Origin of the sequence: Streptomyces oryzae (assembly GCF_017676365.1) — a bacterium.
GTDB lineage: Bacteria > Actinomycetota > Actinomycetes > Streptomycetales > Streptomycetaceae > Streptomyces > Streptomyces oryzae.
On sequence record NZ_JADKMA010000047.1, the window covers coordinates 1 to 15,081 of the forward strand.

General features: G+C 73.4%; 15 protein-coding genes. 3 read left to right on the plus strand and 12 right to left on the minus strand.

Going from position 1 to position 15,081, the window contains the following annotated elements; genetic code table 11:
- From ITI46_RS11745 to ITI46_RS11775, 7 genes are all read right to left on the minus strand, one after another.
- A partial coding sequence (locus tag ITI46_RS11745; RefSeq protein WP_209239430.1) for a hypothetical protein occupies nucleotides 1-603 on the minus strand: 603 nt, incomplete at its 3' end.
- Between the two features lie 114 nt (nucleotides 604-717).
- Nucleotides 718-1,515: a type III pantothenate kinase gene (locus ITI46_RS11750; RefSeq protein WP_209239431.1), complete on the minus strand. Its 798-nt coding sequence runs from the start codon at nucleotides 1,513-1,515 to the stop codon at nucleotides 718-720.
- Complete coding sequence (gene nadC / locus ITI46_RS11755) at nucleotides 1,515-2,549, minus strand: carboxylating nicotinate-nucleotide diphosphorylase (RefSeq protein ID WP_209239432.1); 1,035 nt, start codon at nucleotides 2,547-2,549, stop codon at nucleotides 1,515-1,517. The genes ITI46_RS11750 and nadC overlap by 1 nt, the downstream gene beginning before the upstream one ends.
- Nucleotides 2,546-4,279, minus strand: a complete 1,734-nt coding sequence (locus ITI46_RS11760; protein ID WP_209239433.1) for an L-aspartate oxidase — start codon at nucleotides 4,277-4,279, stop codon at nucleotides 2,546-2,548. Before ITI46_RS11760 ends, nadC begins: the two co-directional genes overlap by 4 nt.
- Entirely contained in the window at nucleotides 4,276-5,181 is a 906-nt protein-coding gene (gene panC, locus ITI46_RS11765) for a pantoate--beta-alanine ligase (RefSeq protein ID WP_209239434.1), read from the minus strand. Before panC ends, ITI46_RS11760 begins: the two co-directional genes overlap by 4 nt.
- Nucleotides 5,178-6,188 carry a Rossmann-like and DUF2520 domain-containing protein gene (locus ITI46_RS11770; RefSeq protein ID WP_209239435.1) on the minus strand — a complete coding sequence of 337 codons (1,011 nt, stop codon included), beginning with the start codon at nucleotides 6,186-6,188 and terminating at the stop codon, nucleotides 5,178-5,180. Before ITI46_RS11770 ends, panC begins: the two co-directional genes overlap by 4 nt.
- Nucleotides 6,189-6,253: 65 nt before the next feature.
- The gene (locus ITI46_RS11775) at nucleotides 6,254-6,454 is read right to left on the minus strand and encodes a hypothetical protein (protein ID WP_209239436.1); all 201 of its coding nucleotides are present in this window, start codon (nucleotides 6,452-6,454) and stop codon (nucleotides 6,254-6,256) included.
- 168 nt (nucleotides 6,455-6,622) lie between these two features.
- Between ITI46_RS11775 and ITI46_RS11780 the strand changes: the two genes are divergently transcribed.
- A complete protein-coding gene (locus ITI46_RS11780) occupies nucleotides 6,623-7,747 on the plus strand; it encodes a DUF5937 family protein (protein ID WP_209239437.1) in 1,125 nt (374 codons plus the stop codon).
- A gap of 13 nt (nucleotides 7,748-7,760) precedes the next feature.
- Here ITI46_RS11780 and ITI46_RS11785 read toward each other — a convergent pair whose 3' ends face one another.
- Together ITI46_RS11785 and ITI46_RS11790 are read right to left on the minus strand one after the other, a co-directional pair.
- A complete protein-coding gene (locus ITI46_RS11785) occupies nucleotides 7,761-8,438 on the minus strand; it encodes a response regulator (protein ID WP_209239438.1) in 678 nt (225 codons plus the stop codon).
- Between the two features lie 59 nt (nucleotides 8,439-8,497).
- Entirely contained in the window at nucleotides 8,498-9,739 is a 1,242-nt protein-coding gene (locus ITI46_RS11790) for a sensor histidine kinase (protein WP_209239439.1), read from the minus strand.
- Nucleotides 9,740-9,871: 132 nt separating this feature from the next.
- Between ITI46_RS11790 and ITI46_RS11795 the strand changes: the two genes are divergently transcribed.
- Together ITI46_RS11795 and ITI46_RS11800 are read left to right on the plus strand one after the other, a co-directional pair.
- The gene (locus ITI46_RS11795; protein ID WP_209239440.1) at nucleotides 9,872-10,888 is read left to right on the plus strand and encodes an SAM-dependent methyltransferase; all 1,017 of its coding nucleotides are present in this window, start codon (nucleotides 9,872-9,874) and stop codon (nucleotides 10,886-10,888) included.
- A gap of 350 nt (nucleotides 10,889-11,238) precedes the next feature.
- Entirely contained in the window at nucleotides 11,239-12,627 is a 1,389-nt protein-coding gene (locus ITI46_RS11800; RefSeq protein ID WP_307808141.1) for a dihydrolipoyl dehydrogenase family protein, read from the plus strand.
- On the opposite strand, the gene ITI46_RS11805 is transcribed toward ITI46_RS11800, so the two are convergent.
- The 3 genes from ITI46_RS11805 to ITI46_RS11815 form a co-directional block, all read right to left on the minus strand.
- Entirely contained in the window at nucleotides 12,605-13,054 is a 450-nt protein-coding gene (locus ITI46_RS11805) for a rhodanese-like domain-containing protein (RefSeq protein WP_209239463.1), read from the minus strand. The two genes, ITI46_RS11800 and ITI46_RS11805, sit on opposite strands and share 23 nt — an antisense overlap.
- Nucleotides 13,055-13,098: 44 nt before the next feature.
- Complete coding sequence (locus ITI46_RS11810) at nucleotides 13,099-13,638, minus strand: cupin domain-containing protein (RefSeq protein ID WP_209239442.1); 540 nt, start codon at nucleotides 13,636-13,638, stop codon at nucleotides 13,099-13,101.
- A 259-nt stretch (nucleotides 13,639-13,897) separates the two neighbouring features.
- Nucleotides 13,898-15,079: an ABC transporter ATP-binding protein gene (locus ITI46_RS11815; RefSeq protein ID WP_209239443.1), complete on the minus strand. Its 1,182-nt coding sequence runs from the start codon at nucleotides 15,077-15,079 to the stop codon at nucleotides 13,898-13,900.
- Nucleotides 15,080-15,081 lie beyond the last annotated feature (2 nt).

Below are 15,081 nucleotides of genomic sequence, written 5' to 3' on the forward strand. Positions count from 1 at the left end.
GGGCTCAGGGGAGCCGGGCCGCTTGGCAGGACCGGGCTTCGCGGGGCCCGGCGACGGCTTCCCCTTCCGCTTCGGCCCCGGCTCGGGGCCCTCGTCGCCCTGCTCGCCCTCCTCGGCCGCCCGGACCGCCGGGATACGGACGGCGGAGGCGCGGCCGGCCGGGGCCGGGATCCGGGCGGCGGTCCTGTCGTCCTGGGGGTGGTGGCCCTGCGGGATACGGGCCGCCTGGGCGCGCCGGAGCAGCACCCTGCGGCGGGCCGTCTCGGCCGGGCTCGCCGCGCATGCGCACAGGAGGCGGAGCGCGGAGAGGTCGGCCGGGACGGGGAGGTACCCGGTGGCGAGGGCGGCCTCCAGCTGATCCAGGTAACCCGCAGCGGCGCCCGGCAGGGCCGCACGGTAGCGGGCGAGGTCCGCCCGTACGAAGGAACGCAGCCGGGCGCCCTCACGGACCGTCTCGTCCACGGCCTGGGCGAGCCGCAGGTACTCCCGGGCCTGCTCGGGCGCGGGGTCGGACTGGAGGGCGATGGCGAGGGCACCGCTGAGCACTCGCAGCTCGTGCGGGCCGAACGCCACGCCGCCTCGGGAACCGTATGGCGTGGGCATGAGGCGACGATAGAGGATGTAAGAGCTAAATGTGCTTATCGCCTGATTTGCGGCGTGGCGGGGCGCGTCACGCCATTGCCTCGGTTCCGGACGCCGTTACCCCGGTTCCGGACGTCAGTTCCGGGCGACGTTGCGTTCGTACACCAGGCGCAGGCCGATCAGCGTCAGCCAGGGCTCGTGCTCGTCGATCACTGTGGACTCGCCGAGCACCATGGGGGCGAGGCCGCCGGTCGCGATGACGGTGACGTCCTCGGGGTCGTCCGTCAGCTCGGCGGCCATCCGGTGGACGACGCCGTCCACCTGGCCCGCGAAGCCGTAGACGATGCCCGCCTGCATCGCCTCGACGGTGTTCTTGCCGATGACGCTGCGCGGCCGGGCGATCTCGATCTTGCGGAGCTGGGCGCCGCGCATGCCCAGCGCGTCCACGGAGATCTCGATACCGGGGGCGATGACGCCGCCGACGTACTCGCCGCGCGCCGAGACCGCGTCGAAGGTGGTGGCCGTACCGAAGTCGACGACCACGCACGGGCCGCCGTACAGCTCGACCGCGGCCAGCGCGTTGATGATCCGGTCGGCGCCGACCTCCTTCGGGTTGTCCATCAGGATCGGCACGCCCGTCTTGACGCCCGGCTCGACCAGCACCGCCGGAATGTCGCCGTAATAGCGCCGGGTCACCTCGCGCAGCTCGTGCAGCACGGAGGGGACGGTCGAACAGATGGCGATGCCCTCGATGTTGTCGCCCAGTTCCTCGCCGAGCAGCGGGTGCATGCCCATCAGGCCGTGCAGCAGTACGGCCAGTTCGTCCGCGGTGCGGCGGGCCTCGGTCGCGATGCGCCAGTGCTCGACGATCTCCTCGCCGTCGAACAGCCCCAGCACGGTGTGGGTGTTGCCCACGTCGATGGTGAGCAGCATCAGGGCTGCTCCTCTCGTGCGTCGGCGTCCTCTCGCAGGTCCAGGCCGATGTCGAGGACCGGCGCCGAGTGGGTCAGCGAGCCGACGGCGAGGTAGTCGACGCCGGTTGCCGCGTACTCGGCGGCGTTGGCCAGGGTGAGGCGCCCTGAGGACTCCAGCCGGGCCCGGCCGGCGACCAGGGTGACCGCCTCGGCGGTCATACCCGGCGTGAAGTTGTCCAGCAGCAGCAGATCGGCGCCCTGGTCGAGGACCGGCGGGATCTGGTCCAGGCTGTCGACCTCCACCTCGACGGGGATGTCGGGGAACTCGGCACGCACCCGCGCGAACGCCTCGGCGACCCCGCCCGCCGCGACGACGTGGTTGTCCTTGATGAGCGCCGCGTCGGACAGCGACATCCGGTGGTTGACCCCGCCGCCGCAGCGCACCGCGAACTTCTCCAGCGCGCGCAGCCCCGGCGTCGTCTTGCGGGTGTCGCGCACCTGGGTCTTCGTGCCCTCCAGCGCGTCCGCCCAGGCGCGGGTCGCGGTCGCGATGCCGGAGAGGCGGCACAGCAGGTTGAGGGCGCTGCGCTCGGCCGTGAGCAGGTCGCGGGTGCGGGTGCGGACGGTCAGCAGCCGCTGGCCCGCCTCCACCCGGTCGCCGTCCAGCGCGTGCCGCTCCACCTCGAACTCGTCCGTGCACACCACGGAGAGCACGGCCTCGGCGACCCGGAGGCCCGCGACCGTTCCGGCCTCGCGCGCCGTGAAGTCGCCCGTGGCGACGGCGTCCTCCGGGATGGTGGCGACGCTGGTGACGTCCACCCCGCGGTCCAGGTCCTCCTCGACCGCCAGGTGGGCGATGTCCTCGACCTGCACCGGGTCGAGTCCCGCGTCGCTCAGCAGCTGGGCCAGGTCGGGGTCCAGGCCGCACTCCAGCGGGTCGAGATCGTCGGGCCCGGGTCCGGACGCGCAGCCGCAGCCGTCGCCGCAGCCGCCCGGCTCGGACGGTGCCGCAGGGCCCCTGCCGATCTGGAGGAGGGGGAGGTCGTCGGTCACTGTTGCTCCTTGGGCGGGGCGACGACCGCGGGGAAGGCGGTCGTCTGGGTCGTACGAAGGGTGAACGGGGCGTCGGGGCCTGCCGCGTCGCCGACGGTGACGACGATGTGGCGGCGCCAGCGCTCGTCGTCGCGGTCCGGGAAATCCTCGCGCCAGTGGCAGCCTCGTGTCTCCTCGCGTCGGAGAGCGGCTGCCACCAGGACCTGTGCGACCAGATGGAGGTTGGTCGTCTCCCAGGTGTCCACGCCCGGCTCGGGGTGCTTCCCGTCCGCCGCCGTGGTGAGGGCAGCCAGTTGACCGGCTGCCGAGGAGAGGGAGCGGGCGCTGCGCAGGACTCCGGCTCCGGCGGTCATCGTGTGCTGGATGCGGGTGCGGGCGGTGGCCGGCAGGAGCGTCGCCGCCGGGCCGCGGTCTGCGGCCGGGGGCCCGGGCAGCGACCGGTCGGCGGCCAGGACCGACTCGGCGATCCGCTCGGCGAAGACCAGGCCCTCCAGCAGGCTGTTGGAGGCCAGCCGGTTGGCGCCGTGCACCCCGGTGCACGCCGCCTCGCCGCAGGCGTAGAGGCCGGGGACCGTGGTGCGGCCGGTCAGGTCGGTGCGGATGCCGCCGCTGGCGTAGTGCGCGGCGGGGGCGACGGGGACGGGCTGCGTCACCGGGTCGATGCCGTGCGCCCTGCAGGCGGCCAGGATGGTGGGGAAGCGGCTCTCCCACATGGCGGCGCCGAAGTGCCGGGCGTCCAGATACATGTGATCCGTGCCCTGCTGCGCGGCGTGCTGCATGATGCCCTTGGCGACGATGTCCCGCGGCGCCAGCTCGGCCAGCGGGTGGGCGCCCTGCATGAAGCGGACCCCTTCGGCGTCCACCAGATGGGCGCCCTCACCGCGTACCGCCTCGGAGATCAGCGGCTGCTGGCCCTCGGCCTCGGGGCCCAGGTAGAGCACCGTCGGATGGAACTGGACGAACTCCAGGTCGGAGACCTCGGCGCCGGCCCGCAGCGCGAGGGCGACGCCGTCGCCGGTGGAGACGGCCGGGTTGGTCGTCGCAGCGAAGACCTGGCCCATGCCGCCGGTCGCCAGTACGACGGCGGGTGCGCGGACCGCCCCTACGCCGTCGTGCTGGCCCTCGCCCATGACGTGCAGGGTGACGCCTGCCGTGCGGCCCTCGGCGTCCTTGAGCAGGTCGAGGACGAGGGCGTTCTCGATGGTGCGGATGCCCTGTGCGCGTACGGCGCCGACCAGGGCCCGGGAGACCTCGGCGCCGGTCGCGTCGCCGCCCGCGTGGGCGATGCGGTTGCGGTGGTGGCCGCCTTCGCGGGTCAGCGCGATCTGGCCGGTGTCGGCGGAGAGATCGAATGCGGCGCCCGCCTCGATGAGCCGCTGTACAGCCGCGGGACCCTCGGTGACCAGGGTGCGCACCGCGTTCTCGTCGCACAGCCCGGCTCCGGCCACCAGGGTGTCGTCCAGGTGCTGTTCGGGGCTGTCCCCCTCGCCCAGTGCCGCCGCGATGCCGCCCTGCGCCCAGCGGGTGGAACCCGCGTTCAGCCGGGCCTTGGTGACCACGACCGTACGGGCCCCGCCCGCGGCGCAGCGCAGTGCGGCCGTCAGCCCGGCGACGCCGGAGCCGACGACGACCACGTCGGCGTCCAGGTTCCAGCCCGGCGGGGGCGCGGGCAGCGCGCTGCCGGCTATGCCGGGGTTGACGGGTCCGGGTGTCCGGCTCAGGGCGGTCATCGTGCTTCTCCGGGGTGCGGGGCGAGGTGCCGGCCTCCGGATTGCCGGGGGCCGAAGTGCAGGGCGACGTTGTCGATCAGCCGGGTCGTGCCCGCGCGGGCCGCGACGGCCAGGACGGCCTCTCCCTGCCACGCGTCGTCGGCGATCTCGGTGAAACCCTCCGCGTCGACCAGTGCCGCATAGTCCACGTCCAGACCCTGCCCAGCGGCGGCCTCCAGCACCTGCCGGGCGGCGCCCAGAACCGCAGCGGGACCGCGCGGCACGGCCTGCTCGCCCGCGCGCAGGGCCCGGGAGAGGGCGAGGGAGCTGGTGCGCTCGGCGTCGCCGAGATAGCGGTTGCGGCTGGAGAGGGCGAGTCCGTCCGGCTCCCGGACGGTGGGGACGGCGACGATCTCCACGGGGAAGTTCAGGTCCCGCACCATTCGGCGGACGAGGGCGAGCTGCTGGGCGTCCTTCTGACCGAAGAACGCCACATCGGGCGCCGTGAGGTGGAGCAGCTTGGCGACGACGGTGAGCACCCCGTCGAAGTGCCCGGGGCGGAACGCGCCCTCCAGCACGGCGCCCATCGGTCCCGCCGAGATCCGCACCTGCGGCTCGCCGCCCGGGTAGACCTCGGCCAGGGACGGTGCGAAGACCACATCCGCGCCCTCCTTGCCCGCGACCTCCAGATCCGCTTCCAGGGTGCGCGGATAGCGGTCCAGGTCCTCGCCCGCGCCGAACTGGAGCGGGTTGACGAAGACGGTGACCACGACCTGGCCCTCGGGACCCACCCGCTCGCGCGCGGCACGCACCAGCGCGGCATGGCCCTCGTGCAAGGCGCCCATGGTCATGACGACGGCGCGTTCCGGTCCGCGGGCGAGGGAGCGCAGTTCGGCCGCCGTATCGACGAGGTGCGGCCTCATGCGTCGGCCTCCCCGTCGCCGTCACCGCCGGGCCCCTCACTGCCGGGACGCTCGCCCTCACTGCCGGAAGCTGCCAGTACGTCCAGCAGCGCCTCGGCGGGCTCCGGCTTGAGCAGGCCGTGTGCCAGCGCCCGGTCGGCGGTGGCGCGGGCCATCGCCAGATAGCCGGCCACCGTCTCCGGTGCGCTGCGGCGCAGCTCGGCGATGTGTGCGGCGACCGTGCCCGCGTCGCCCCTGGCCACGGGGCCGGTCAGCGCGGCGTCGGCGGAGCGCAGGGCGTTGTCCAGGGCCGCGCCCAGCAGCGGGCCGAGCATCCGGTCGGGGGCCTGCACACCGGTGGCGCGCAACAGGTCCATCGACTGGTTGACGAGGGTGACCAGGTGGTTGGCGCCGATGGCGAGAGCCGCGTGGTAGAGCGGGCGGGACTCCTCGGCCACCCACTCGGGCTCGCCGCCCATCTCGATGACGAGGGCCTCGGCCGCCAGCCGCAGCTCCTCCGGCGCCGTCACCCCGAAAGCGCACCCGGCCAGCCGCTGCACGTCCACCGAGGTGCCGGTGAACGTCATCACCGGGTGCAGCGCGATCGGCAGCGCTCCGGCGCGCAGCGCGGGCTCCAGCACCGAGGTGCCGAACCGGCCCGAGGTGTGCGCCAGCAGCTGCCCCGGGCGGACGGCACCGGTCTGCGCCAGCCCCGACACCAGGCCGGGCAGCGCGTCGTCGGGCACGGTCAGCAGGACGAGTTCGGAGCGGGCCAGCACCTCGGCCGGGTCCACCAGCGGTACGCCGGGCAGCAGCTCGGCCGCGCGGCGCCGGGAGGCGTCCGAGACCCCGGAGGCGGCAACGGGGCGGTGCCCCGCCAGCTGTAGCGCCGCCGCCAGCGCGGGGCCGACCCGGCCGGCGCCGACGACGCCGACGGACAGCCGCGCAGGGCGGTCCTCGGCCCTGGCCGGGGTCGAGGGATCGGGTCCCCCTGCGCCGCCCGGGGGGTGGGCATGGTGTGCGTTCACGAAAGTGGCCTTCCGTATGCGTTCCGGTCCGCTCAGTCGCCGGTACCGGACGAGACCACGCCATGCTAAGCCCTCCGCGCACGGCGCCGGAGGGTCCGGGGTGCGGTGCTCCGTACGGGCCGGCCCAGTTCCTCGCGCGCCTCCTTACGGGCCACCCACCATGCCCGGAAGAGCTTCGCCTCGTGGGTGCCGGGTGCCGGGGGCGGCGGCTGCTCCTGGGAGCGGAGCCGCCAGACGTCCAATGCGTACTGCTCACTGATGGTCATGACGACGACATTGCTGCGCGTTTCCGGCCGGAGCACGCGAGTTGACGGGGGCCGTCAATCCGGCTCCCGCCGATTGACGGAGCACGTCAATCGGGGAAGAAAGCAGCGCCCCGCTGGGACCGGAAACGGGACCGGAAAAGGCGTTGACCAGCAGGGCAGTATGGGGGCATGAGCGTCACCATCGACATCGCGGGGCTGCCGCCGGAGCGCATCGTCTTCGCGCCCTCCCCACTGGCGGAGCTGGGCACCGCGCTGCACACCCTGGCCGAGCCGGGGCACCACCCAGGGGCGCACGCCTGGGCGACCGCCACCAATGCCTCCCTCAAACCGGACCTCGCCGACCGGCTGTGCGAGGCGGACTTCCTGTGGCGTACGACGTTCTCCGACATCCTGATGGGCTTCGCCGGACTGCGGGACGCCTCCGTACAGCCAGGTGCGACGCTCGCCGAGGACCTGGACCTGCTCGACAAGCTGGACGACGAGGAGTTCGTCACGGCGGCGCTGGAGTTCACCTGTAGCGCGCTGTACGGCAGTGAATCGCTGCGCTCCCCGCTGACCGACGCCACGCAGCGGGAGCGCTCCATCGAACTGGCGTCCGCGCGCGGGCCGCAGCAGCGCCGGTTCACCGAGCGGCTGCTGGCGGACCCGCCTGCGGTACGGAGCTGGGTGCGGCGCCTTTTCGAGGACTGCGAGCAGGCGTTCTTCGCCGACACCTGGAACCGGGTGCGCCATCAGCTGGCCGCCGACGCCAGGGAGAAGACCGAACTGCTGCGCCGCCGCGGGCTGGCCGCGACGCTGGAGGCGGTCTCACCGGCCCTCTCGACCGACAAGAAAGGCTCGGTCATCAGCGCCGACAAGCTCGCCAGTGCCCGCACCACAGCGGTGGACCCGGCGGTCGGCCCAGGAGTGACGTTCATCCCGTCCGTTCACACCTGGCCGCATCTGATGGTGCTGCACCGGTACGGGTGGCGGCCCGTGGTGTACTACCCGCTGACAGGCCGCGAGCTGCTGTCGACGCCGCTGTCCGTCGAGCAGGTCACGCTGCGCATGGAGGCGGTGGCGCACCCCCTGCGGATGCGGCTCTGCCGGAGCCTGGCGCGGGCTCCGTACACCACTTCGGAGCTGGCCGACCTCTACTCGGTCAGCTCCCCGGAGGTGTCCCGGCACCTGGCCGTGCTGAAGAAGGCCGGGCTGATCACTGCACGGCGGCATGGGCGGTATGTGCAGTACCAGCTCGACGTGAAAGTGGTGGGGCGGCTGGGCAGCGACTTTCTGGAAACGGTGCTGCGCTGAGGGCTGGTCGGGGCTAGCCCCCCGCCCGGACCAGCCCCGTCTCGTATGCCAGGACCACTGCCTGCACCCGGTCGCGCAGCTCCAGCTTGGCCAGGATGCGGCCCACGTGCGTCTTGACCGTAGCCTCTGACAGCACCAGCTGAGCTGCGATCTCGCCGTTGGAGAGACCCTGGGCGATCAGGGTGAGGACTTCGCGCTCGCGCTCGGTGAGGCGGCGCAGTTCCTTGGCGACCGGTTCCGATGCGGTGGCGGGCAGCACCGAGGAGAAGCGGTCGATCAGCCGCCGGGTGGTGCTGGGGGCCACGACCGCGTCACCGCTGTGCACCGCGCGGATGGCGGCCAGCAGATCGCCGGGCGGCACGTCCTTGAGCATGAAGCCGCTCGCCCCGGCCTTGAGCGCGGAGAAGGCGTACTCGTCCAGGTCGAAGGTGGTCAGTATCAGCACCTTCGGCTTGCCAGGACCCCCCTCGCCGCCCTCGCAGATGCGGCGGGTGGCCTCCACGCCGTCGACGTTCGGCATCCGTACGTCCATCAGCACGACATCCACCGGGGTCTCACGCAGTACGGCCAGCGCCTCGGCGCCGTCGCTCGCCTCCGCCGCGACCTCCATGTCCTGCTGGGCGGTCAGCACCATACGGAAACCGGTGCGCAGCAGCGCCTGGTCGTCGACGAGCATCACACGGATGGTCATTTCGGGTCCTCGGGTCCTTGAGTTCTTCTCGGTGGGGCGGAAAAGCGGGGATCGGGGCGTCAGTCTGCGCCCTTGAGCGGGAGGGCCGCACGGATACGGAAACCGCCGCCCGAGCGGGGCCCGGCCTCCAGCGCCCCGCCCACCATGCCGACCCGCTCGCGCATCCCGATCAGGCCGTGCCCGAGGCCGTCGGTGCCGCCTTCCTCGTACAGCTCGCGCTGGGCGCCGCGGCCGTCGTCCTCGGCCAGTACGGACAGTTCGCCGTCCCCGTAGCGCAGCCGCACCGTGGCGCCGACGTCCGGGCCGCCGTGCTTGCGCGTATTGGTCAGTGCCTCCTGCACGATCCGGTACGCCGTCAGCTCCACACTGCTGGGCAGCGGATGCGGGGTGCCCTCCACCTTGAAGTTCACCGTCAGCCCGGTGCCGCGCACCTGCTCGACCAGGTCGGCGATCTGCTCCACACCTGGCTGCGGAACGTACTCGTCGCCGTCCCGCTTACCGGGGTCACCGCTGCGCAGCACGCCCAGCAGCCGGCGCATCTCGGCGAGGGCCTGACGGCCGGTGCCGGAGATGGTCTCCAGCGCCATCCGCGTCTGCTCGGGCGAGGTGTCCAGCACATAGGCGGCGCCGTCGGCCTGGACGACCATCACGGAGACGTTGTGCGCCACCACGTCGTGCAGCTCGCGGGCGATCCGGGCCCGCTCGGCCGCGACGGCCACCTTGGCCTGTGCCTCGCGTTCCTTCTCCAGCCGTCTGGCGCGCTCCTCCAGCTGGAGGTAGTAGGCGCGGCGGGTGCGCAGGGAGTCGCCGAGCACCCAGGCCATCACGAAGGCGAGCGTCATGAACAGGGTGCCGAAGATCTGCCCCGACAGGTCGCCCCGCGGACTGGGCCAGCGCAGCGCGTCGATGGCGGGCGCCAGCAGCGCGCCCACCAGTGCGAAGCGGGAGGCCCAGCGGGTGTGCCGGGAGGCGACGGTGAAGATGATGACCAGGAAGGCGAAGTCGCCGGGGAACGGGCTGACGTCGGCGATCACCTGGGCGAGCCCCGTGCCGGTCGCCAGCAGCAGCATCTTCTCCGGGGCCCGCCGCCGCAGCGCCACCACCAGGCACAGCGCGAGCGCTATCGGTATCAGCGCTATCTGCTGGCCGGTCTCCCGGGGCAGCGGGTCGGAACCGTCAGGGGTGGGCGGAGCCGACACACTGGCGACGATCCACAGCGACGACAACATGAGCAGGAAACCGGCCCAGAGGCTGTCCACCCAGGTGGGGTGCCTGCGGATGAAGTCGTAAAGCCGGTTCACGTAACCAAGCGTATGCAGGGCGGATACGTGCAGGGGTCAACCGGACGGCCGATCCCTGGCTGCCGTACGTACTCCGGAAGGTGGAGGGTGGCGATCCGCACCAGCGGCGGGACCCGCCCTACGGTGAGGCCCATGAACTCCGAGCCGCCCGGGTGGCGAACGGCCACCGAACGCGCGCTGTACGGGCCGCGCGGCTTCTACGCGCAGCACGCCCCCGCAGCGCATTTCCGCACCTCCGTGCACGCCTCGACGCTGTTCGCCGAAGCGGTGGCACGCCTCCTGCTGCGGGTGGACGAGGCACTGGGGCGCCCTGATCCGCTGGACCTGGTGGACGTCGGGGCCGGCGACGGCGAGCTGCTGACCGGGGTGCTGGCCGCGCTGTGGGAGCGGGAGGCGGCCGGTGCCCAGGTGCTGGCCAGGCTGCGTCCGGTCGCCGTCGAGCGGCGGGAGCGGCCCGCGCGGCTGGACGAGACGATCGGCTGGCAGCACGAGCTGCCCGCTCCCCGAACGCTGACGGGGCTGCTGTTCGCCAACGAGTGGCTGGACAACGTCCCCGTGGACATCGCCGAGAACGACGCGTCCGGCACCCCGCGGCTGGTCCTGGTGGAGCCGGACGGCACCGAGCGGCTCGGCCCTGAGGTGGCGGGGGAGGACGCCGCGTGGCTGGCGCGCTGGTGGCCGCTGACGGGCGCCGGCGAGGGCGCGCGGGCCGAGCTCGGGCACCCGCGCGACGCCGCCTGGGCGCGGGCCGCCGGCGCCCTGCGGCGGGGCGTGGCCGTCGCCGTCGACTACGCGCACGAGCGCGCGGCCCGGCCGCCCTTCGGCACCCTCACCGGCTTCCGTGCGGGCCACGAGTGCCGGCCCGTACCGGACGGCTCGTGCGACCTGACCTCGCACGTCGCCCTGGACGCCGTGGCCGCCGCCGCGCCGGGCGGCACCACCCTGCTGGCCCAGCGAGCGGCCCTGCGCTCGCTGGGGGTGACCGGACGACGGCCCGCCCTCTCGCTGGCCGGCAGCGATCCCGCGGCGTACGTACGGGAGTTGAGTGCGGCCGGTGAGGCGGCGGAGTTGCTGGATGGGTGTGGGTTGGGGGGATTCGGGTGGCTGGTGTGCGAGGTGGACTGCGCGGGTGGTTGGCGGGCGGGCTAGTGGTTGCCCCGCGGGTTTTGTGCGGGTCTCTCGGCTGTTCTGGGTACGGGCTGCCCCTGGATGTTGGTTGCAGGCTGCCGGTGAGATTCGGCTGAGCGCGCAGTTCCCCGCGCCCCTTCGGGACGCCACCTGCCCCGCAGGGCCTGCGCCGGCCCCCGGTCAATCTGGCCAGGAACTGCCCCTGAACGTCGATTGCAAGCTGCCGGTGAGATTCGGCTGAGCGCGCAGTTCCCCGCGCCCCTCCGGGGTGCGACTTGGCTCGCGCGCCCCCTTGGGGGCACGTTGTGGGATGCCCTTGAGGTTCGGGGCTCGTATGCTCGCCGGGACGAGGTGGAGGAGGGCGGCCTGTGGTGAGCGAGTGCGATGTGGTCGTACTGGGGATGGGGCCGGGCGGCGAGGCGGCCGCGGGGCAGCTCGCGGAGGCGGGGCTGGACGTGGTGGGCGTCGAGGCGGAGCTGCTGGGCGGCGAGTGCCCCTACTGGGCGTGCGTGCCCAGCAAGATGATGGTCAGGGCAGGCAATCTGCTGGCCGAGGCCCGGCGGGTGCCCGGAATGGCGGGCAGCGCCAGGGTGGAGCCGGACTTCCCCCTCGTCCACGCGCGGATCCGTGACGAGGCGACGGCCGACTGGGACGACGCGGCAGCCGTCGAGCGGTTCACCCGGCAGGGCGGGCGCTTCGTACGCGGCCGGGGCAGGTTCACCGGGCAGGGCCGGGTGGAGGTCGAGAGCGGGAGCGGACGGGAGACGTTCACCGCACGGCGCGGTGTCCTCCTGGCGACCGGCAGCGCCCCCTCGGCACCCCCCGTCTCCGGTCTCGGCCAGGTGCCGTACTGGACGAACCGGGAAGCCGTCTCAGCGGCCGAGGCCCCGGCCTCCATGCTGGTGCTCGGCGGTGGCGCTGTCGGCGTCGAACTCGCCCAGGCGTACGCACGGTTCGGCACCCGGGTCACCCTGATCGAGGCGTCCGAGCGGGTGGTCTCGGCCGAGGAACCGGAAGCCGGGGAACTGCTGCTGCGGGTCTTCAGGGACGAGGGGCTGACCGTACGGACCAACGCACGGGCCGCGTCCGCGCGCTACGCGGACGGCACGTTCACCCTCACCCTGGAGGACGGCGCGGAGCTGTCCGCCGAGCGGCTGCTGGTGGCCACCGGCCGCCGGCCCCGGCTGGACGCGCTCGACCCCGAGGCGCTGGGCCTCGAACCGGGCGCCCGCCGCCTGGAGGTGGACGCGCACATGCGGGCCGCACCCGGCGTGTGGGCAGTCGGTGACCTGGTGGGCGAGGGCGCCTTCACCCATGCGGCGATCTACCAGGCGGACGTGGCGGTACGCGCCATCCTCGCCGAGGCGGGACTGGGCGAGCCGGGGCCCGGCGCCGACTACCGCGCGCTGCCCCATGTGACCTTCACCGACCCGGAGATCGGCTCCGTCGGGCTGACCGAGAAGAAGGCACGCGAGCGCGGGCTGACCGTACGCACCGGACTGGCCCAGGTGCCCGCCGGATCCCGCGGCTGGATCCACAAGGCGGGCAACGAGGGCCTGATCAAGCTGGTCGAGGACGCGGAACGCGGCGTCCTGGTGGGCGCCACCTCCGCGGGGCCGATGGGCGGCGAAGTCCTCTACGGGCTCACTGTCGCGGTCCGCGCCGCCGTGCCCACCACGACGCTGCGCGACATGATGTACGCCTATCCGACGTTCCACCGCAGCGTCCTGGAAGCCCTCAAGGATCTCGCGGCGGGCTGACCCCCTCACGGACGGCGGCAGCGGGCCGGACCGGAAGCCCCGCGGCGCGCCACGCCTGGAAGCCGCCGGCCAGATCCGTGGCGTACGGCAGCCCGACCGCGTGCAGAGACCGCGCCGCCAGGCTGGAGGCGTAGCCCTCGTTGCAGACGACCACCACCCGCAGGCCGGCGCCGGTGGCTTCGGGCGCGCGGTGCGGGCAGGTGGGGTCCAGCCGCCACTCCAGCTCGTTGCGCTCGACCACCAGGGCCCCCGGAATGGTGCCGTCCCGCTCCCGCAGCGCCGCGTACCGGATGTCCACCAGCAGCGCCCCGTCCCGCTGCGCCTCGGCGGCCTGCCGGGGCGTCAGCCGGGCGAGTCCGGCGCGGGCTTCGGCCAGCAGGGCGTCGACGCGGCTCTCCGGCGGCTGTGACGGCTCCGCTGTCTCCAGCGGCTCCGGCGGCTCCGACGGCTCCAGCGGCTCCGGCACGGTGCTCACTCCCACTCCCCTGGGCGCTCGACCTGTTCGAGGTGCAGTACGGCGCCGACACGGCTGTACCGGCGCATCAGTGGCAGGGGAGGGTAGTAGGCGTGCACCGAGACGGCGTGGGCGCTGCCGCAGTCGTTGAGCACTTCGTGCACATGGTGCGGGCCGAACGCCCGTCCTTCGCCCGCCGCCAGTTGCCGCCGGCGGTCCAAGCCGTCGGACAGCTCGAGCGTCTTCCACCCCTCGGTGGGGATGCGGGCCGCGAGCGCGTGCTCGGTGAGGGCGCCGCGCGCGGTGGCGAAGGCGCCGTGTGAGCCGCCGTGGTCGTGCCAGCCGGTACCGGTGCCGGGCGGCCAGCCGATGAGCCATGCCTCGCTGCCGCCGGGTCCCTCCAGGCGCAGCCAGGTGCGCCCTTCGGGGTCGAGCGGGAGGGAGGCGACAAGTGCGTCGTCGGCGGCGATCCGCCGTACGAAGGCGAGGAGTTCGGCCTCGTCGGGGCCGGGCGCGGCAGGGCGCACGGGGCGCGCGGAAACAGGCGCGAGTGACACGGGAACCGTCCTGGGAGTGAATGATCGTGGACGCACGCCGGCCGCGTCGGGCCGGCGGCGGGGTGGAAGACGAGCGATCAGACAGCGCTCGGACGAGCGCTCAGCAGGACGGCAGACACACGCGGCCCGCGTAGCGGAGCAGGTCCAGATGGACCCTCCGCCAGAAGTGGCCGCGTGTGCTGATCATGCGGGGAGTGCAGCACAGCCGTACGCACACTGTCAACGGCGCACCCGCACGGCTTCCCCTCCCCCCCCCGCCTCACGAGCTCTCGATCGTCTCCAGCTCGACGTCCTGGCGGGCCACGGCGCGGGCGTCGGCGTCGACCGAGCGGCGCAGCGCCTCGTGCAGCTTGGCCGGGGTGAGGACGCCGACGAACCGGTCCGCCTCGTCCTCCACGGCGATCCACCCGGCGTCGTGCTGGAGCATCGTGCTGAACGCCTGCTTGAGGGAGGAACCCAGCGGCAGCCACGCCTCCATGCGCCGCGCGTGGTCGCCGACCGTGCCCGAGCCGTCCGCGTCGCGTACCGCCGCCTCGGCGAGGGTGGCGGCGGAGACCCAGCCGTGCAGTACGTCCGCGCCGTCCAGCACTACGGCCCAGCGGGCGCCGTCGGTCGCCATCCGCGCCGCGGCCTCGTCCAGCCGGTCGGTCAGGTGGAGGGTGGGCGGCTGCTCCAGGTCACCGGTCTCTATCGGGGTGACGGACAGCCGCTTGAGGCCGCGGTCGGCGCCGACGAAGTCGGCCACGTACCCGGAGGCGGGGGCGCCCAGCACCGTGGCGGGCGAGTCGAACTGCTCGATGCGGCCCTCTCCGTAGACGGCGATGCGGTCGCCGAGGCGGACCGCCTCCTCGATGTCGTGTGTGACGAACAGCACCGTCTTGTGCAGCCGCGACTGGAGCCGCAGGAACTCGTTCTGCAGGTGCTCGCGCACCACGGGGTCGACGGCGCCGAAGGGTTCGTCCATCAGCAGCACCGGCGGGTCGGCCGCCAGCGCCCTGGCGACCCCGACGCGCTGCCGCTGGCCGCCGCTGAGCTGCTCGGGGTAGCGGTCGCCGAAGACGTCCGGGTCCAGGCCCACCAGATCCAGCAGTTCCCGGGCGCGTTCGCGTCTGCGCGCCTTGGGCCAGCCCAGCAGGTGCGGGACGGTGGCGGTGTTGTCCAGCACGGTGCGGTGCGGGAAGAGCCCGGTCTGCTGGATGACGTAGCCCATCCGGCGGCGCAGTTCCACCGGTTCGGCCTCGGCGATGTCCTCGCCGTCGACCAGGATGCGCCCCTCGGTGGGCTCGATGAGCCGGTTGACCATCTTCATGGTGGTGGTCTTGCCGCAGCCCGAGGGGCCGACGAGGGTGACCAGTTCCCCCTCGGCCACCTCGAAGGAGAGCCCTTCGACCGCGACGGTCCCGTCGGGGTAGCGCTTGGCCACGTTCTCGAAGCGAATCATCT